Annotated in this window: 16 protein-coding genes and 1 tRNA gene; 12 read left to right on the forward strand and 5 right to left on the reverse strand. The window is 71.9% G+C overall.

Annotated elements, in window-relative coordinates; translation table 11 throughout:
• Positions 1–70: 70 nt before the first annotated feature.
• From ACGFZS_RS11125 to ACGFZS_RS11135, 3 genes are all read right to left on the reverse strand, one after another.
• Positions 71–1,561, reverse strand: a complete 1,491-nt coding sequence (locus ACGFZS_RS11125) for a metallophosphoesterase (protein WP_393794836.1) — start codon at positions 1,559–1,561, stop codon at positions 71–73.
• A 69-nt stretch (positions 1,562–1,630) separates the two neighbouring features.
• Entirely contained in the window at positions 1,631–1,981 is a 351-nt protein-coding gene (locus tag ACGFZS_RS11130) for a metallopeptidase family protein (RefSeq protein ID WP_355713737.1), read from the reverse strand.
• Positions 1,982–2,061: 80 nt separating this feature from the next.
• Positions 2,062–2,274: a hypothetical protein gene (locus ACGFZS_RS11135; protein ID WP_393794837.1), complete on the reverse strand. Its 213-nt coding sequence runs from the start codon at positions 2,272–2,274 to the stop codon at positions 2,062–2,064.
• A 312-nt stretch (positions 2,275–2,586) separates the two neighbouring features.
• On the opposite strand from ACGFZS_RS11135, the gene ACGFZS_RS11140 reads away from it, so the two are divergent.
• From ACGFZS_RS11140 to ACGFZS_RS11195, 12 genes are all read left to right on the forward strand, one after another.
• A complete protein-coding gene (locus ACGFZS_RS11140) occupies positions 2,587–3,114 on the forward strand; it encodes a hypothetical protein (RefSeq protein ID WP_355713740.1) in 528 nt (175 codons plus the stop codon).
• A 345-nt stretch (positions 3,115–3,459) separates the two neighbouring features.
• The gene (locus tag ACGFZS_RS11145; protein ID WP_393794838.1) at positions 3,460–5,646 is read left to right on the forward strand and encodes a DEAD/DEAH box helicase; all 2,187 of its coding nucleotides are present in this window, start codon (positions 3,460–3,462) and stop codon (positions 5,644–5,646) included.
• A 235-nt stretch (positions 5,647–5,881) separates the two neighbouring features.
• On the forward strand, positions 5,882–8,950 hold the full coding sequence (locus ACGFZS_RS11150; RefSeq protein WP_393794839.1) for an FG-GAP-like repeat-containing protein: 3,069 nt from the start codon (positions 5,882–5,884) through the stop codon (positions 8,948–8,950).
• Positions 8,951–8,998: 48 nt separating this feature from the next.
• The gene (locus tag ACGFZS_RS11155) at positions 8,999–10,525 is read left to right on the forward strand and encodes an amino acid permease (protein ID WP_393794840.1); all 1,527 of its coding nucleotides are present in this window, start codon (positions 8,999–9,001) and stop codon (positions 10,523–10,525) included.
• Between the two features lie 120 nt (positions 10,526–10,645).
• Positions 10,646–10,718: transfer RNA gene (locus ACGFZS_RS11160), tRNA-Lys, on the forward strand.
• 391 nt (positions 10,719–11,109) lie between these two features.
• Positions 11,110–13,611: a nitrate- and nitrite sensing domain-containing protein gene (locus tag ACGFZS_RS11165; protein WP_393794841.1), complete on the forward strand. Its 2,502-nt coding sequence runs from the start codon at positions 11,110–11,112 to the stop codon at positions 13,609–13,611.
• Positions 13,608–14,039 carry a roadblock/LC7 domain-containing protein gene (locus ACGFZS_RS11170; RefSeq protein WP_359211733.1) on the forward strand — a complete coding sequence of 144 codons (432 nt, stop codon included), beginning with the start codon at positions 13,608–13,610 and terminating at the stop codon, positions 14,037–14,039. The genes ACGFZS_RS11165 and ACGFZS_RS11170 overlap by 4 nt, the downstream gene beginning before the upstream one ends.
• Positions 14,036–14,434 carry a DUF742 domain-containing protein gene (locus tag ACGFZS_RS11175; RefSeq protein WP_393794842.1) on the forward strand — a complete coding sequence of 133 codons (399 nt, stop codon included), beginning with the start codon at positions 14,036–14,038 and terminating at the stop codon, positions 14,432–14,434. The genes ACGFZS_RS11170 and ACGFZS_RS11175 overlap by 4 nt, the downstream gene beginning before the upstream one ends.
• Positions 14,415–15,005: an ATP/GTP-binding protein gene (locus ACGFZS_RS11180; RefSeq protein WP_393794843.1), complete on the forward strand. Its 591-nt coding sequence runs from the start codon at positions 14,415–14,417 to the stop codon at positions 15,003–15,005. The genes ACGFZS_RS11175 and ACGFZS_RS11180 overlap by 20 nt, the downstream gene beginning before the upstream one ends.
• A gap of 53 nt (positions 15,006–15,058) precedes the next feature.
• On the forward strand, positions 15,059–15,586 hold the full coding sequence (locus tag ACGFZS_RS11185) for a MarR family winged helix-turn-helix transcriptional regulator (protein WP_393794844.1): 528 nt from the start codon (positions 15,059–15,061) through the stop codon (positions 15,584–15,586).
• A 46-nt stretch (positions 15,587–15,632) separates the two neighbouring features.
• Entirely contained in the window at positions 15,633–16,301 is a 669-nt protein-coding gene (locus tag ACGFZS_RS11190) for a nitroreductase (protein WP_393794845.1), read from the forward strand.
• A 114-nt stretch (positions 16,302–16,415) separates the two neighbouring features.
• A complete protein-coding gene (locus tag ACGFZS_RS11195) occupies positions 16,416–17,144 on the forward strand; it encodes an SDR family oxidoreductase (RefSeq protein ID WP_393794846.1) in 729 nt (242 codons plus the stop codon).
• 55 nt (positions 17,145–17,199) lie between these two features.
• Here ACGFZS_RS11195 and ACGFZS_RS11200 read toward each other — a convergent pair whose 3' ends face one another.
• Both ACGFZS_RS11200 and ribA read right to left on the reverse strand, forming a co-directional pair.
• On the reverse strand, positions 17,200–17,787 hold the full coding sequence (locus tag ACGFZS_RS11200) for an O-methyltransferase (RefSeq protein ID WP_393794847.1): 588 nt from the start codon (positions 17,785–17,787) through the stop codon (positions 17,200–17,202).
• Positions 17,788–17,865: 78 nt separating this feature from the next.
• Complete coding sequence (ribA, locus tag ACGFZS_RS11205) at positions 17,866–18,507, reverse strand: GTP cyclohydrolase II (protein WP_365694735.1); 642 nt, start codon at positions 18,505–18,507, stop codon at positions 17,866–17,868.
• Between the last annotated feature and the right edge of the window lie 133 nt (positions 18,508–18,640).

Below are 18,640 nucleotides of genomic sequence, written 5' to 3' on the forward strand. Positions count from 1 at the left end.
CTGGGCGCTTCCTCAGCGCGTCGGGGACGTGAGAAGCATATGGGATGGCGGGGAGTATCGCCAAAACGGTTTACGACCCCGAGGGCGACGGGGTGGCGCCCGGCAGGTTCTCCTCCGGCAGGTGGCGGCTGACCTCGGCCGTCGTCTGGCCCAGCCCGCCCAGCTTGATCTCGTCCCAGGCCTGGAGGCGGCGGGAGTCGCGGTCGAAGTAGAGGATCGAGGCCTCGATGGGGTCCGGGTACTTGCCCTCGACCGCCCGGAGCCCGCTGCCGCCCGTGGAGCCCTCCACCCGGAGCCGGGTGCCGTGCGGCAGCAGCTCCGTCTGCTCGTGGTGCAGGTGGCCGGCCAGGACGATGGGCACCTCGCCGTCGGTCATCCGGGCCGCCGGCGGCTCGTGGACGATCGCCACGTCCACCGGGGTGTCGGCCGCCCGCTGCTCGCGCAGGGCGGTGGCGAGGCGGTCCCCGGCCTGCTCCTCGGCCGCGTCGCCGCCGGGGACCGTCGAGCGGTCGGGGGTGAACTGGGGGTCGCCGATCCCGGCGAAGCGCAGCCCGGCGATCGTCTCGGCCCGGCCGTCGTCCAGGACGTGCACGTTCTTCATGCGTTGCAGATACCGCTGGGTGAGCGCCGAGTCGTGGTTGCCCCGGACCCAGACATAGGGCACGCCCAGGTCGGCGATCGGGTCCAGGAAGCCGTTCTCGGCCGCCGTGCCGTGGTCCATGGTGTCGCCGGAGTCGACGATCACGTTCACCTTGTACTGCTCCACCAGCGAGGCGATGATCTTCCAGCTCGCCGGGTTGAGATGGATGTCGGAGACGTGCAGGACCCGCAGGGTGCTCGGGTCCGGCGCGTAGGCGGGCAGCGTGGAGGTGACGTCGTACAGCTTCGTCACATTGGTCACCAGGCGGGCCAGCTCCTTCTGGTAGACGTCGAACTCGGTGACGATGCTGCGGGCGTTGCCGACCAGGGCGGGGGCGGAGGAGAGCAGGCCGGAGAACCTCGGTTCCAGGACCGACTTGGGGTTCCAGGTGGCGTACGCGGTCATGCCGGACGTGGCGAGCAGGGCGAGGGCGAGGCCGCCGGCGGCCAGGGCGCGGCGCGGGCGGCGGTAGACGGCGAGGCCGAGAGCGGTGGCGCCGGAGACGACGGCCACGCAGGAGCGCACGGCCAGGTCGAGGGTGCCGTGCTCGACGTCGTGGGCGACCTCGTCCTGGAGGCCGGAGAGCCGCTCGGGGTGGTCGACGAGGGCCTGGGAGCGGACCGGGTCGAGCTGGTCGACGTTGACGTCGAGGCGGACGGGCGCGGTGTGGGTGTCCAGGTAGAGGGCGCCCAGCGGGGAGACGTTTATCTTCGTGCCGCCGGTGAGGGACGGACGCAGGGTCATCGTCGTGTCCATCGGGCCGACCTGGGAGCGGACGTTCCCGACGATCAGCAGACCGAGCCAGGCGCCGACGAGGACCACCGTCATCAGGCCGAGGGCGCGGCTCCAGGCGGGCGAACGGTGCTGGTCGGGGGCGAGTTCCAGGACGGGGAGGCGGACGTGGGCTCGGGCTCGGGCCATTGGTGCCGTATGCCCAGGATTGCGGGCTCGTATGCGACCGGCGCGGCCCGCCGATGCGGACGTCCGGGCTCAGCCCCAGCCGAGTTCGTGGAGGCGGTCGTCGTTGATGCCGAAGTGGTGGGCGATCTCGTGGATCACGGTGACGGCGACCTCGTGCACCACCGCCTCGGGGGTCTCGCAGTAACGCAGCGTCGGACCCATGTAGATCGAGATGCGGTCCGGGAGCACGCCGGCGTACCACTCGCCGCGGTCCGTGAGCGGGGTTCCCTCGTACAGGCCCAGCAGCTCGGGGTCGTCCGCCGGGGGCTCGTCCTCGACGAACACGGCGACGTTGTCCATCACCCTGGTCAGTTCCGGAGGGATCCGGTCCAGGGCCTGGCTCACGAGTTCCTCGAACGCTTCGCGTGTCATCTCCAGCACAGGGCCATTGTCGGGGACGAGGACGAGGACGAGGACGGGGACGGGGGCGCGGGCGACCTTGATATCGGAGGTGTCCGCACTCACTCGCCGAGCCAGGAGCGGATGCGGGCGGCCCAGGCGCGGTCGGTGGTGGTCTCCATCAACTCCTTGCGGTCGACGAGGAGGTAGAGCTCCCCGGCGGGCACGGTGCCCAGGATCAGCGGCTTGCCCGCGTTCAGCAGGCCGCCGATGAAACGGCCGTACAGGTCGGTGAACCTGACCTCCACCGAGGTGATGTCCGCCCGGCTCAGCACCAGGTCCCCGGTGTCGCCCCAGCGGTCGTCTTCCGGTCCAGTTCGCCGGCGGTGGCGCCCAGGTGGTCGCCCGCGGCCCGCGGTGTGCTGTCTGCGCTGATGGTCATGGAACCGACGGTGCCACCGGTCCCGCCGTCCGCGCGTCGGCGCTTGGTCTGCGGTTCCGCGACTTCGGTAGCGGGCGCCGGGGCGCGCGCCGACCGAAGTCGGTGCCGACCCACCGGTACGTGGGTGGTGCGGGCGGCGTGTCCTCTTGCGGGCGGCGGGAGTTGGGCAGGACGACTTCTTTCTCCGCCCCCGGAGGTGGCCGCCGTGCGCCCCTTGTACACACCCGTCCGTCTGGCCGCCACGCTGATGGCGGTCGCGGCCGCAGCCGGCTGTGTGAACGTGGGGGACGACGCGGGAAAGGCCAGGCCGTCGCATTCCGCGGGGCACCGGGGCGGTGACGAGGCCGACGGCGGCTCCGGGGTGTCCGGCGAGGGCGGCGCGGGATACGGCGGTGAGGTGGCCGACGGGAAGCGCGGGCACGCGGGGAAGCGGAAGCCGGGGGAGTCGTCGTCGGAGTCCGCGCGGCCGACGAAGGGATCCAGCGCCGCGCCGGCCGCGCCGGTGAAGCCGGGGCAGAGCGCGCCGCCGGGAGCGCCGGCCGGGCCCACCGGGGCGCCGGTGACACCCACCCCGCCGGCGGCCTCGCCCACGCCGCCCCCGGACTCCCCCACGCCGCCGCCCCCCGTGACGGACCCGCCCTCGGCCGAGCCCTCCTCGTCGGCACACGAGGACGGCTCGGGAACACAGCTGGTGCAACGGGAGCCGGCGCCGGCGGCGGGGACACCGGCGTAGGAAGCGTGCAGAGGTGTTCAGGGGGGCGTTCAGAGGGGGGCGTTCAGGGGGCGCGGAAGAAGTGGGCGGGTTCGGGTGTTGTGACGTCCGTAAGACCGCGCGTCTGGTCTTGTAGGGCCGTGGCGAACCCGCTGTGAGCTGCGATGTTGGGGCTCGGTTTGCCTTCGGGGGTGGTGGGTGCGTATGGTGGTAGATCGTTTGATCCCATTTGCCCGGCGCCACCACAGAGCGCGCCGTGTGGCGCGTACTCTCCCTTGCCGTGGCGGACCGCATTGAGGCGGTCGTGAGCGAATCACGGAGTTGACGGGCGCGTGCCGAAGAGACTCCGGAAGGTTTCGCATTCGCATGTCCGTGTCCAGTACTGATCAGTTCGTCGTGTCCGAGAACAACCAGGACGACGATCTGGTGACCGAGGTCACCGAGGTCTCCGAGGAGACCGCTGACACCACCGACACCACCCCCCAGACCACCTTTGCCGACCTCGGTCTCCCCGAGGGCGTCGTGCGCAAGCTCGCGCAGAACGGCGTGACCACCCCCTTCCCGATCCAGGCCGCGACCATCCCGGACGCCCTGGCCGGCAAGGACATCCTCGGCCGTGGCCGCACCGGCTCCGGCAAGACCCTCTCCTTCGGTCTGCCCACCCTGGCCACGCTGGCCGGCGGCCGGACCGAGAAGAAGCGCCCGCGCGCCGTCATCCTCACCCCCACCCGTGAGCTGGCGATGCAGGTCGCGGATGCCCTCCAGCCCTATGGCGACGTCGTCGGCCTGAAGATGAAGGTCGTCTGCGGCGGCACGTCGATGGGCAACCAGATCTACGCCCTGGAGCGCGGCGTCGACATCCTCGTCGCCACCCCGGGCCGGCTGCGCGACATCATCAACCGCGGCGCCTGCTCCCTGGAGGACGTGCAGATCGCGGTCCTCGACGAGGCCGACCAGATGTCCGACCTGGGCTTCCTGCCCGAGGTCACCGAGCTGCTCGACCAGGTCCCGGCCGGCGGCCAGCGCATGCTCTTCTCCGCGACCATGGAGAACGAGATCTCCACGCTGGTCAAGCGCTACCTGGTCGACCCGGTCTCGCACGAGGTCGACGCCGCCCAGGGCGCGGTCACGACCATGTCCCACCACATCCTGATCGTGAAGCCCAAGGACAAGGCGCCGGTCACCGCCGCGATCGCCTCCCGCAAGGGCCGCACCATCATCTTCGTCCGCACCCAGCTGGGCGCCGACCGCGTCGCCGAGCAGCTGCGCGACTCCGGTGTGAAGGCCGACGCGCTGCACGGCGGCATGACCCAGGGCGCCCGGACCCGGACCCTGGCGGACTTCAAGGACGGTTACGTCAACGTCCTGGTCGCCACCGACGTCGCCGCCCGCGGTATCCACGTCGACGGCATCGACCTGGTCCTGAACGTGGACCCGGCCGGCGACCACAAGGACTACCTGCACCGCGCGGGCCGCACCGCCCGGGCCGGCCGCACCGGCACGGTCGTCTCGCTCTCCCTGCCGCACCAGCGCCGCCAGATCTTCCGCCTCATGGAGGACGCGGGCGTCGACGCCGGGCGTCACATCATCAACTCCGGTACGGCCTTCGAGCCCGAGGTCGCCGAGATCACCGGCGCCCGTTCGATGACCGAGGTCCAGTCCGAGTCCGCGGCCAACGCGGCCCAGCAGGCCGAGCGCGAGGTCGCCCAGCTCACCAAGGAGCTGGAGCGGGCGCAGCGCCGGGCCGCCGAGCTGCGCGAGGAGGCCGACCGCCTCGTCGCCCGGGTCGCCCGCGAGCGCGGCGAGGACCCGGAGACGGCCGTGGCCGAGGCGCAGGCCGTGGCCGAGGCCGCGGTGGTCGAGGAGACCGTGGCGGCGGCGGAGCAGGAGCCGGTGCGGGAGAACCGCGAGCGTTCCTTCGAGCGCCGTGACGACCGTCGTGACGACCGGGGCGGCTTCCGTCGCGACGAGCGTCGTGACGACCGCGGCGGCCGTTCCTTCGAGCGCCGTGACGACCGGGGCGGCCGCCCCTTCGAGCGCCGGGAAAACCGCGAGCGCGGTTTCGAACGGCGTGACGACCGTCGTGACGACCGCCGTCCGTTCGACCGCGACCGCGCCGACCGCGGTGACCGTCCGTTCAACCGCGACCGCCGTGACGAGCGTCGTGACGACCGGGGCGGCTTCCGCCGCGACGAGCGTCGTGACGACCGTGGCGGCCGTTCCTTCGAGCGTCGCGACGAGCGCCGCGACGACCGCGGTGGCCGTTCCTTCGACCGCGACCGTGACGACCGCGGTGGCCGCTCCTTCGAGCGCCGTGACGGCGGCGACCGTGGCGGCTTCCGCCGTGACGACCGTCCGTCCGGCCACCGGGGCAGCGACCGTCCGTTCAACCGCGACCGTCGTGACGATCGCCCGTCCTTCCGCGGCGGCAGCCACGACCGCCCCGGCCACGAGCGTCCGTACGGCCGCCGCGACGACCACCGCGGCTCGTCCTCCGGCTCCGGCTCCTTCGGCCGCCGTGACGACAAGCCGCGCTGGAAGCGCAACGGCTGACGCGTCCTCATGAACGGCTGACGCTCCGTGAGCCGTCCCCGAGGCCCCCACCGGCACCCCGCCGGTGGGGGCCTCGGCGTTTCCGGCCGGCCGTCTCCGATCGCAAAGAGTTTCCCCGTTTCTGTGAACGAGCTGTAAAATCAGCACAGTTGTGTGACGGGTGAGCAGGCCGGGGGCCGCGGGTGCCGGAGTGAGCGGTGCCGACCCCGTCACCGTTCCTGGGGAGGGACTCTTCGTGGTACGTCGTGCTCCCGCACGCCTGCGTCTCGTCGCCGCGACCGCCGTACTGGCGGCCGGACTGAGCCCGCTGCTGCCCATGCCGGCCGCCGTCGCCGACACCGCGCAGGAGACGGTCGTACCGGCGACCCTGCGCGGCACGTACACGTCCGGCGCGCTCTACGGAAGGTCCACCTACGCCGGGCACGACGGTGCCGGTGCGCAGGGCGTGTTCCACAGCCTGGAGGGCGCCGGGCTGGTCTGGACGCGGTACTCGGACGGCACCTCGACGCCGGTGGTCCACCCGACGGGATACACCAGTTACGCGACGGCCGGCGGTGACGTCCTCGCCTACCGGTACGCCGACGGCCGGGTCGACCTGTGGAACGCGGCCGACGGCACCACCCGGACGATCCGGACCCCCGAGGGGCTGAGCCTGCTCACCGCCTACGCCGACCTGGCGGTCGCCTACCGGCAGGTGACCGACGAGAACGGCACGACGACCCGCGAGATGCACCTGCTGTTCCCGCAGGACGACGGCTCCACCCGGGACGTGCCGGTGACCGGGGTGCCCGACGGGTACGTCCTCGGGCAGCCCAAGGGCGGTGACGCGGACGGGCTGCTGTTCCAGGCCGGCCGGTCGGGCGGCGGCTCCTACACGGCGGTCATGGTCGACCCGCGCACCGGGCAGGTCCGGGGCTGGACCCCGCCCGGCGCCAAGGTCTACCTGAACGCGCAGGTCACCGCCGACCGCGTCGTGCTCTTCAACACCGGCGACGCCACGGTGCAGGTGTACTCCCGCGCCGATCTGTCGGCCGCGCCGGTCGCGGTCACGCTGGACGGCGGCGGCACGATCCCCGCGCAGGGCCTCGCGGTCGTCGGTGACTGGCTGCTGACCCAGCCCGGCGGCACGGCCGTGCGCGCCCAGCCGATCGCCGGCGGTCCCTCGAAGGTGCTGCTGTCCGCGGCGAACACCGGCATCGCCGCCGCCTCGGACGGCGGGGCCCTGGCGGTGGGCCGCACCGACCGGCCGGCCGACGACTGGGGGGTGCAGCGCATCCAGCCCGGACCGGCCGGGGAGCCGACGGTCACCCAGCTGAAGGCGCTGCCGAAACCGCCGTACAAGATCCAGGGGCTCGCCCTGGACCAGGGGACGCTCGTCGTCGCCGACCCCAGCAACGGTTACCGGGACGCGTACGCGCGGACCGTCGCCGCGACCGGGACACCGACGTTCGGGCCGCGCTCCTCGTACGGCGGGTCCAGTGTGCTGGTGGGTTCCTGCCCGGTGACGGACCTCGGCTGCTCGCAGCTGTACGGCGCGCCGGACGGATCGGCCGTGTGGCTGGAGCGGCAGTCGGGTCGGTACGACCGGATCAGGGCGAGCGGCCCCGGCGGGTTCTGGGAGATCAGCGTCGCGGCGGGCGGCCGGATCACCGACGTCTCCGGCGGGTACGTGCTCTACACGACCTCCGACCAGCAGTTCGTCTACCACGGCGGCGCGGGCACCCCGGTCCGCACCCTCCCGGCCGGCCCCGCCGCCCTCTCCGGCGACCTGCTGTGGAGCGCGGGCGAGACCCCCGGCACGGTCACCGCCTACGACCTGACGCAGCGGAAGACCGTCGAGACCCTCACCACCGACGCCGGCTGCGCGCCCACCGAACTCCAGGCGCTGGGCCGCTGGCTGTACTGGAACTGCGGGGACAAGGCCGGGGTGTACGACCGTACGGCGAAGAAGTCCGTGCCGGTGCCCGCCGACGAGGCGAAGCTCGGCGACGGGTACGTCGTCACCCACGACAGGGCGGCCGGGCGGCTGGTCCTCACCACGGTCGCCGATGGCACGGCGGCGAGCCGGGTGATCGGCGACCTGCCCGACACCGGGGTCTCCCAGCGGGACGTGCGCTGGACGGTCGACGAGTCCGGCGCGAACGCGGCCTACGTGGACGCCGGGGAGCGGGTGCACCTGGTGCCGTCCGGGGTGACCCAGCAGCCGTTGCGCCTGCTGGGCCCGGTGTACCGCGCGGCCCAGCTGGAGGCGCGGCAGACCGATCCGGCCGTCTACTCGCTCACCCGGGTGCCGCTGTCGAAGCCGGCCGCGGGCTGGACGCTGACCGTCCGGGCCAAGGCGACCGGCCAGGTCGTCGACACCGTGACCGGGGGCCCCGCGCGCGGCACGCTGAACGTCGGCTGGTCCGGTGTGGCCGGTACCGGGCTGCTGCCCAGCGGGCCGTACGACTGGACGCTGTCGGTCACTCCGGCGGACGGCGTGGGCGCCCCGCTCTCGCTCCAGGGTTCGGTCCGGCTGCTCGACGGGCGAGCGGTGCACCACGACTACGTCGGAGGCTCGGACGGCCTCGGTGACCTGCTCACCCTCAACTCCAGCGGCGAGTTCAGATTCCACCTCGGCACGGGCGACGGAAAGTTCGCCCCCTGGTCCGTCGCCACCGGCTGGTCCACCGCGCTGCGGGCCGTGCCCATCGGCGACCTGAACGGCGACAACTGCGACGACATCCTGATCCGGCGGAGCGACGGCACCCTGCAGCTGTACAAGCCGGGGTGCGACAACGCCCTGGCGACGTCGTCCCCGCACACCACCCTGGGCACCGGCTGGAAGCAGTACGACGTCCTGACCGCCCCCGGCGACCTCACCAGGGACGGCCGCCCCGACCTGATCGTCCGCAACGCCTCGACCGGCGCGGTCTACCTCTACAAGGGCACCGGCGCGGGCAAGCTCTCCGCGCGCGTGAAGCTGTACGACAACTGGAAGACGTACAAGAAGGTGGTCGGCGCCGGTGACCTGAACGGGGACGGGGTCGGGGACCTGGTCGCGCAGGACAAGGCGAACAACCTGTACCGGTACTACGGCACCGGGAAGGGCGGGTTCGGCGGGCGGGTGAAGATCGCGAGCGGGTGGGGGGCGTCGTACGACGTGGTCGTCGGGGTCGGGGACATCACCGGGGACGGGAAGAGCGACCTGGTCGCGCGGGACACGGCCGGGAATCTGTACCGGATGACCGGGACCGGCAAGGGGACGTTCGCGGCGCGGATGAAGATCGGGACGGGCTGGCAGTACTACAAGGGCCTTTTCTAGCCAAGTTGTGACGCATGTCACGCCCCCGGTGAGGGAATTGCTGGGGGCATGACAGATGACGCGGCTCACGCGACAGGCAAGGTGCTCTCCGACGAGGAACAGCTGGCCCAGCTCGGCTACACGCAGGTCCTCGCCCGCCGTATGTCGGCCTTCTCCAACTACGCGGTCTCCTTCACGATCATCTCGGTCCTCTCCGGCTGCCTCACCCTCTACTCCTTCGGCATGATCACCGGCGGCCCGGCCGTGATCACCTGGGGCTGGGTGGCCGTGGGGCTCATGACCCTCTTCGTGGGTCTCTCGATGGCCGAGATCTGCTCCGCCTACCCCACCTCCGCGGGCCTCTACTTCTGGGCCCACCGCCTGGCCCCGCCCCGCTCGGCCGCGGCCTGGGCCTGGTTCACGGGCTGGTTCAACGTGCTGGGCCAGGTGGCGGTGACGGCGGGCATCGACTTCGGCGCCGCGTACTTCCTGGGCGCGTACCTGAACCTGCAGTTCGACTTCGAGGTCACCCCGGGCCGGACGATTCTCCTGTTCGCCGGGATCCTGCTGCTGCACGGCCTGCTGAACACCTTCGGCGTCCGCATCGTCGCGATCCTGAACAGCGTGAGCGTGTGGTGGCACGTGGTGGGCGTCGCGGTGATCGTCGGCGCGCTGACCTTCGTCCCCGACCACCACCAGTCGGCGTCCTTCGTCTTCACGAAGTTCGTCAACGAGACGGGCTGGAGCAGCGGCCCGTACGTCGTCCTGCTCGGCCTCCTGATGGCCCAGTACACCTTCACCGGCTACGACGCCTCGGCCCACATGACCGAGGAGACCCACGACGCCTCGACGGCTGGCCCCAAGGGCATCGTCCGCTCGATCTGGACGTCCTGGATAGCCGGCTTCGTCCTGCTCCTCGGCTTCACCTTCGCCATCCAGTCCTACGACAAGGAGCTGAAGTCCCCGACCGGCGCGCCCCCGGCCCAGATCCTCCTGGACGCGCTCGGCGCCACCACCGGCAAGCTCCTGCTGCTCGTCGTGATCGGCGCCCAGCTCTTCTGCGGAATGGCCTCGGTCACCGCCAACAGCCGCATGATCTACGCCTTTTCACGGGACGGCGCGCTGCCCTTCTCCCGGGTCTGGCGCACGGTCAGCCCCCGTACCCGCACCCCCGTGGCGGCCGTCTGGCTGGCGGCGCTCTCCGCGCTGGCCCTCGGCCTGCCCTACCTGATCAACTACACGGCCTACGCCGCCGTGACGTCGATCGCGGTCATCGGGCTGTACGTGGCGTACGTGATCCCGACACTGCTGCGGGTGCGCAAGGGCGCGGCGTTCCAGCGGGGGCCGTGGCATCTGGGCCGCTGGTCGCTCGTCATCGGCGTGGTGTCGGTGACCTGGGTCGGGATCATCACCGTCCTCTTCATGCTCCCGCAGGTCTCCCCGGTCACCTGGAAGTCCTTCAACTACGCCCCGGTCGCCGTCCTCGCGGTCCTCGGCTTCGCCGCGATCTGGTGGCAGGCCTCGGCCCGGCACTGGTTCCTCCGCCCGACCGGCGCGGCCCACCGCGAGGACACCGCCAAACTGGTGGATCTCTGACCGTACGGACCGCTTCCGTCCCGCTTCCGTCCCACTTCTGCCGCGTGACGCGGCCGTGACCCCGATACCCGATCGGCGACACGGCTCCGTCCGGCTATGCTCGGGGAGGCAACATCGCCTGGGCCGTTAGCTCAATTGGCAGAGCAGTGGACTTTTAATCCATTGGTTGTGGGTTCGAGTCCCACACGGCCTACCGCATCGCCCCCAGCTCGGAGGTAATCGAGCTGGGGGCGAGCGTGTTTTCGGGGGCGTGCTTCGCAGGTGCCAACTGCCCGTCGGGCTCGGTGAAATGAACTCTGGAAGGCCGGATCCGCGGGGTGCGGCAAAGGGCTTACGGGCCCCGTTGAATCTGACTACTATCGGCCCACCAGTCGCCGGACTTGGGCGATTTTTTCCTCATGAATGCACGAAACGGTGGGGGGAGTGTCACTAAGGTGACCGGATTGGGCGGGTTCGGGGGTAGACGAACCAGAAGTACGGCCGCCGAGAACCGGCCAGCGGACGAGGCTGAACCGGCGTCGGCTGATGTGCCCTCAGGGGCGGTCGGGCCTGGTGGGGGCGTCCGCCGGCTGCCTCTGCGGACCGTGCTGGTCGTCCTCGTGGTGGTACCGAGCCTCGCGCTCGCGCCCCTGTGGGGTCTGAGTACCTACCAGCTGGCGACCCGCTGGCAGTCGGAGAAGGCCCAGCGCGACCTGGCCGCCTCCCTGAACCGGCCGTCGGCCGCCCTCTTCCAGTCCCTCGGAGCGGAGCGGCGGTTCACGGCGGAGGCGCAGGCCGACCCCGGTACCGACACCCGCGGCAAGCTGGCCGCCGCGCGCGCGGCGACCGACAAGGCGGTGACCGGCTTCCGCCGGGTGGCGGCCGCGAGCACCTCGCACGGGCAGCAGGGACTCGGCACGGCCCTCGCCGGCACCGTGCGCGATCTCGACCGGCTCCCCGCACAGCGCAAGGCGGTGGACAGCGGGTCGGCCGGCAAGAAGGCGGCGTTCGACTACTACAACGGCACCGTCGACTCCCTGATCACCGTCTTCACCGCGCTGGGCCGCAGCAGCAACGCCGACGTGACCTTGCTGGCGCACACGATCGTCGACCTCTACGGCGCCATCGACATGATCGGACGCGAGGACGCCCTGCTCGGCCGCGACTGGCAGAGCGGGCATCTGAAGGTCGACGAGTACGACGTGTTCGTCGACGCCGTCGGCGCCCAGGAGTACCTGCTCCAGCGGGCCGACCTCACCCTCACCGGCGCCGAACGCGACGCGTACGAGGAGCTGACGGCCGCCAGGTCCTGGGCGACCAAGCAGAACCTGGAGGAGCAGGTCATCGTCGCGGGCCCGCACCACTCGCAGGGCGAGCTGGTCCTCGGCCAGATCCACACCCAGTGGCGCGATTCGGTGGACGCCGGCTACCCGCGGCTGCTGAACCTGGTCCAGGTCCGGGCCGCGCACCTCGACAAGGTCGCCTCCGACAGCGTCGACCGGCTCCAGCGCACCCTGCTCATCGTCAGCGTCATCGGCCTGCTCGCCGTGGTCCTGGTCATCATCACCAGCTGGCGCCTCACCACCGTCCTGCGCCGGCGCATCGACGCCCTGCGCGAGGAGGCCGTGGAGCTGCAGCAGCGGCTGCCCGACGTGGTGTCCCGGCTGGAGCGCGGCGAGAACGTCGACGTGGACCGCGAGGTCCGGCTGGTCGAGCCCACCCCCGACGAGCTCGGCGAGCTCGGGCGGGCGCTGAACGCGGCCAGCCGCAGCGCCGTGTCCACCGCCGTCCGGCAGGCCGAACAGCACCGCGGCTTCGAGCGCCTGCTCCAGCGGATCGCCCGCCGCACCCAGATCCTCATCGGCCTCCAGCTGCGCAAGCTGGACGAGCTGGAACGCACCCACGACGACCCGGAGGTGCTGGAGGGCCTGTTCGACCTGGACCACCTCACCGCCCGGCTGCGCCGCTACGAGGAGAACCTGGTCATCCTCGGCGGCGGCCAGCCGCAGCGCCGCTGGCACAAGCCGGTCCGGCTGCTCGACGTGCTGCGCGCCGCGCAGAGCGAGGTGCAGGACTACCGGCGGATCTCGATCGACGTGGAGGACGAGGCCTGGGTGTCCGAGCGGGCGGTGGGCCCGCTGGTGCACATCCTGGCGGAGCTGATGGAGAACGCCGCCGCCTTCTCCCGGCCGCCGACCCCGGTCGAGGTACGGGCCGCGCCGGTCAGCCGGGGCATCGCGGTCGAGATCGAGGACCGCGGCCTGGGCATGGAGCCCGAGCAGTACGCCGCCGCCAACGCCCTGATGGCGACGCCCCCGCAGCTCGACGTGATGACCCAGGCCGACGACGTACGGCTCGGCCTGTACGTGGTCGCCCGGCTGTCGGCGGGGCTCGGCCTGCGGGTGGAGCTGCGGCCGTCCGCCTTCGGCGGCACCCGGGTGATCGTGCTGCTGCCGGAACAGGTGGTGGTGGACCGGCCCGGTACGGCGCCCCAGTGGGCCGAGCCCGCCCCGGAGACCCTGCCGTACCAGCCCGGTCCGCGGCGGCACCCGCACGACGCCGGTATCGGTTCGCGGGCCCCGCAGGAGGGCGGTCAGCTGCCCGTCCGGGCCAGGGGCCACGCGATGGCGAACGTCACCGCCGCCTCCGGCCCGCGGCCGGCGGACGAGCACGAGGCGTCCCCGCCCCCGCCGGCCGAGGCACGGCCGCTGCCCCAGCGGGTCCGCCAGGCCAGCCTGGCGCCCGAGCTCCAGCTCCCGGCGGCACCGGAGGCACCGGAGGAGCAGGCCGAGCCGGACGAGCCGGACCTCTGGACGCTTCCCGGCCGCTCCGGCCGGTCCGGGGCCACGATCGGCGCGTTCCAGCGGCAGTCCCGGCAGTCCCGGCAGTCGTCCCAGCCGGTCCGGGGCGGGGACGACTCGGACGACGGCACCGCGGCCGGCTTCCGCGCCCGCGCAGGTACCGGTACCGGTGACAGTGACGGTCACACCAACGGCTACGGCTACGCCAGCCGTGACGGCGTCGGCAACGGCGATGGCAACGGCAACGGTGAAAGGCCCGCCTCTCCCAGCCGGCCTGCCTCTCCCAGGACGGATGATCGAGGATGACGCAGCGAACGACGGCCACCGACGTGGACCTGGACTGGCTTCTGGACGGCCTGGTCGACCAGGTGACGGGCACCCGGCACGCCATCGTGCTCTCGGACGACGGCCTGGTGATCAGCCGTTCGCGGACCGTCGACCGCTCCGACGCCGAGCGGCTCGCCGCGATCGCCACCGGCCAGCAGAGCCTCGCCCGCGGCGCCGGGCAGCTCTTCGGCGGCGGCCCGGTCCACCAGGTCATCGTCGAGATGGCCGGCCTCTGGCTGTTCGTGATCTCCGCGGGGCGCGGCACCCACCTGGCGGTGATCGCCTCCCAGGAGGTCGACGCCGAGCTGATGAGCGTCGCGATGCACACCCTCGTCCAGCAGGTCGGCCAGCGGCTGGGCACCGACGCGCGTACACCGCCGTCGGACGACACCGGGAGAGCCGGATGAGGCACTGGACCGAGGGGTTCGACGACGATGACGCCGACGAGCAACTGGTCCGTCCCTACACGATCACCAGCGGGCGCACCGCCCCCGAGCGGGCGGATCTGACCCTGATCACCCTGGTGACGACGGTCCCCGAGGGCACCGCGCAGGCCGCGCTCGCGGTGCGCGGGATGCAGCCGGAGCACCGCACGATCCTCGCGCTGTGCCGCGAGTCCAGAGCGGTGGTGGAGGTCGCGGCCGAACTGGGCCTCCCGGTGTCCCTGACCAAGATCCTCATCGGCGACCTGGTCGACTCCGGCCAGATGTGGGCCCGTGCGCCGTGGCCGCTCGCCCAGCCGGGCGACGTTTCTGACATGACCATCCTTGAGGCGGTGAGAAATGGACTACGCAAGCTCTGAGCACGTGCCCGGCACCGCCCCCCTGGCGGTCAAGATCCTGGTCGCCGGCGGGTTCGGCGTCGGGAAGACGACCCTGGTCGGCGCGGTGAGCGAGGTCGCCCCGCTGCACACCGAGGAGTACCTGACCCGGGCCAGCGACGGCGTGGACGACCTGGAGGGCCTGACCAGCAAGGTGACGACCACCGTCGCGCTGGACTTCGGACGGATCACCATCAGCGGCGACCTCGTCGTGTACCTGTTCGGCACCCCTGGCCAGGAGCGCTTCTGGTTCATGTGGAACGACCTGGTCAACGGGGCGCTGGGCGCGGTGGTCCTGGTCGACACCCGGCGGCTGGAGGTGAGCTTCGCCTCGATCGACTTCTTCGAGAGCCGCGGCATCCCCTTCGTCGTCGGCGTCAACTGCTTCCACGGTGTCCGGGACCGGACCGCCGAGGAGATCCGTGGCGCGCTCGCCCTGGACCCCCAGGTGCCGCTGGTGCTCTGCGACGCCCGGGACCGGTCGGACGGCCGCGATGTGCTGCTGGCCCTCGTCGAGCATCTGATGGCGGGCCGCCCCACCACGTCCGTGTAGCCGCCGACATTTGGTTTCATTCGATACCGTATCGGGCGAAGTAATCTGGCTCCATGACCACCGATGCTCCACACCCGCCCGCCGTGCCCGCGCCCGCTTCCGCCTCCACCCCCACTCCCGCCCCTGCCTCCCCCTCGCGCGCGGTCGGCCGCCCCGGGGATGTCTCGCCGTTCGCCCTCGGCCTGCTGCTGCGCCGGGCGCACTGGCACGCCGCCGCGGTGATGGGGGAGGCGCTGCGGCCGTTCGGCGTGGAGTTGCGGCACTTCGCGGTGCTGATCGAGTTGGTCGACCACGGGGCCACGGTGCAGCGGGACCTGGCGGCGGTGACGGGGTCGGACAAGGCGGGGATCATGCGGGTCGTGGACGACCTGGAGCGCAAGGGGCTGGCCGTGCGCCGGGCCGTGCCGGGGGACCGGCGGGCGCGGGCGGTGGAGATCACCCCTGAGGGGCGGGAGCTCTTCGACGCGGTCCATGTGGCGGCGGAGCCGCTCGCCGAACGCCTGGTCGCGGAGCTGGCGCCCGGCGAGCCCGAGAAGCTGACGGAGCTGCTCACCCGTCTTACCCGAGATGGTATCGAGTGATACCATATTGAGTGTGACCAAGGGGGGCGGACGGAGGTCGGCACTCATGGACGTCTACGAGGCGGTAGCGAGCCGGCGGGCGGTGCGCGCGTTCACCGACCGGCCCGTCCCGAGGGAGACCCTGGAGCGGGTGCTGTCCGCCGCGGCCTGGGCGCCGTCGGGATCGAACATCCAGCCCTGGCGCATCTACGTGCTGACCGGCGCACCCCTGGCCGAGCTCAAGAAGCGGGCCGGTGAGCGCCTGGCCGCGGGCGACCCCTGGGACGAGCCGGAGTACGAGCAGTACCCGCCCGTACTGAAGTCGCCGTACCGCGAGCGCCGCTCCGCCTTCGGTGAACAGCGCTACGGCGCGCTCGGCATCGCGCGCGAGGACCTGGAGGCGCGCCAGCGGGCCGCCGCCGGGAACTGGGACTGCTTCGGCGCGCCCGCCGCCCTGTTCTGCTACGTCGACCGGGACATGGGGCGGCCCCAGTGGTCCGACCTCGGCATGTTTCTGCAGACCGTCATGCTGCTGCTGCGCGCCGAGGGGCTGCACAGCTGCCCGCAGATGGCGTGGGCGAAGTTCCACCGGACCGTCGCGGAGATCGTCTCGCCCCCCGAGGGGCTCGTCCTCTTCTGCGGCATGTCGATCGGCTTCGAGGACGTCGCGGAACGCGTACCCCGCACGACCCGGGCGCCGCTCGCCGAGACGGTCACGTTCGTCGACGGCCGCTGACACCGCCCTGCGCGGCCGGGGTGCCGTTCCTTTCCTTGCCGTGCCCACTTAGCTCGCCCTATGTCATATTGCGAAAAGACTCGCATTGCGAATAAAAGAAACGAAAGGTACGTCATGAAGATCGCGGTCATGGGCGGTACCGGGCTGATCGGATCCCAGGTCGTCAAGGACCTGCGGGCCGCCGGGCACGAGGCGGTACCCCACTCGAAGTCCACCGGGGCCGACGTCCTCAGCGGTCAGGGGCTGGACGAGGCGGTGGCGGGAGCCGACGTCGTCGTCAACCTGACGAACTCCCCGACCTTCGACGAAGCCTCCCCGGCCTTCTTCCAGACCTCGATGGAGAATCTGCTGGCCGCGGCCCGCAAGGGCGGCGTCGGCCACTTCGTCATCCTCTCGATCGTCGGCGTGGACCAGGTGCCGGAGCTGGCCTACTACCAGGCCAAGGTGGTCCAGGAGCATCTCCTGGAGGCCGGGCAGATCCCCTACTCGATCGTCCGGGCCACCCAGTTCATGGACTTCATGGAGGCCGTCCTGTCCTGGACCGCCGAAGGCGACACCGTCCGGCTGCCCGCCACGCCGATCCAGCCGATCGCCTCCGGGGACGTGGCCGCCGCGGTCGCGGAGGTCGCCGCGGGCGCCCCGCTCAACGGCATCCGCAACATCGCCGGCCCCGAGGTCTTCTCCCTGGACGAACTGGGCCGGATCACCCTGTCCCACAAGGGCGACCCCCGCACCGTCGTCACCGACCCCACCGCCGGCATGTTCGCCGCCGTCAAGGGCGACGTCCTCACCGACCCGGACGCCCACCTCGCCCCCACCCACTACACCGACTGGCTCTCCTGACCCACCCGGCCGACGCTCGTCCGGGCGGTCGTCCAGTCGCACCCGGGCCGGTTGCTCAGCCCAGCCGGATCGCGGTCAGTACGCCGTCGCCGACCTGGTGCAAGGCCACGGCGAACTCCTTCTCGGCGGTGAGGAGTTCATGGAAGGCGGCCATCTGCTGCCGGTGGCTGACGGCGTTGTCGACGGCCACGATGCCGTGCGGCTTCAGGACGCGCCGCAGCTGCGGCCAGTAGTCGACGTAGGCGGGTCGCTCGGCGTCGAGGACGACCAGGTCGACGGAGGCGTCGGGGGTGTCGGCGAGGACCTCGACGCCGTCGCCGTGGACGACGTCCACGTGGTCCCGGACGCCGGCGCGCTCCAGGTTGGCCAGCGCCGCGGTGACCCGGGCCCCGTCGATCTCCACGGTGGTCAGCCGGCCGCCGGTGTCGCGGACCGCGTCGGCGCACCAGATCGCCGAGTAGCCGTTGGAGGTGCCGATCTCCAGGACGGACGCGGCGCGCCGGGCGCGGATCAGGGTCGCGATCAGCCGGGCGGCGTCCGGGGTCATGTTGCGCAGGCGCCGCAGCCGGTCGGCCAGCGGGCCGTCGTGGGACCGTCCCTCGCGGTGGAGGTCGTCGAGAACGCGTGCCAGCTGGTCGTCCACCAAGGCTCCTTCACCGGGGGGTGCGTGTGCCTTCGTTGCTAGCACATCCGGCCGGACCGTGCCGGGCCGTGGCCGGGCTCAGCCCGCGTTGAGCTCCGTCAACTCGCCCAGCGGGAGCGTGTGCTGGGTGTGCAGGACCTTCGCGCGCAGGTAGCGGACGTTGTGGGCGGTGCTGAAGACACCGGTCGGGACGCGGTCGCGGACGGTGATCCCGAGGCCGCGCAACTGCTCCGCCTTGTCCGGGTTGTTGGAGAGCAGGTCGAGCTCGTCGATGCCGAGGGCCGACAGCATCTGGGCGGCGGCGGTGTAGTCGCGGGCGTCCTCGGGCAGGCCGAGGGCGGCGTTCGCCTCGTAGGTGTCCAGGCCCTGGTCCTGGAGGGCGTAGGCGTCGAGCTTGTTGTAGAGGCCGATGCCCCGGCCCTCCTGGCGCAGGTAGAGCAGGACGCCGCCGCGCTCGGCGATGCGCTCGACGGCCTCGCGCAGCTGGGGTCCGCAGTCGCAGCGGGCGGAGCCGAAGACATCGCCGGTCAGGCACTCGGAGTGCAGGCGGACCAGCGGGAGGGCGCCGGGGGCGGGGTCGCCGAGGACGACGGCGACATGCTCCTGGCCGTCGGTCAGGCCATGGAAGGTGACGAGTTCGGCGTCGACGCCGTAGCCGTCGTTGAAGCGCAGCGGGACCCGGACGCGGGCGCGCTGGGTGGCGGCGGGGTGGTCGGTCATCGGGTTCTCCAGTGTCCGGGTGCAGGACGGCTGTCCCGGTACGGGACGTCGCGGGCTCCTGCTTCAGATTTGAAGCAGATCCACGGCTGGAACCCTACCTCATGCTTTAAATTTGAAGCAACAGATTTCCGTA

Source organism: Streptomyces sp. NPDC048288, assembly GCF_043201555.1.
GTDB lineage: Bacteria > Actinomycetota > Actinomycetes > Streptomycetales > Streptomycetaceae > Streptomyces.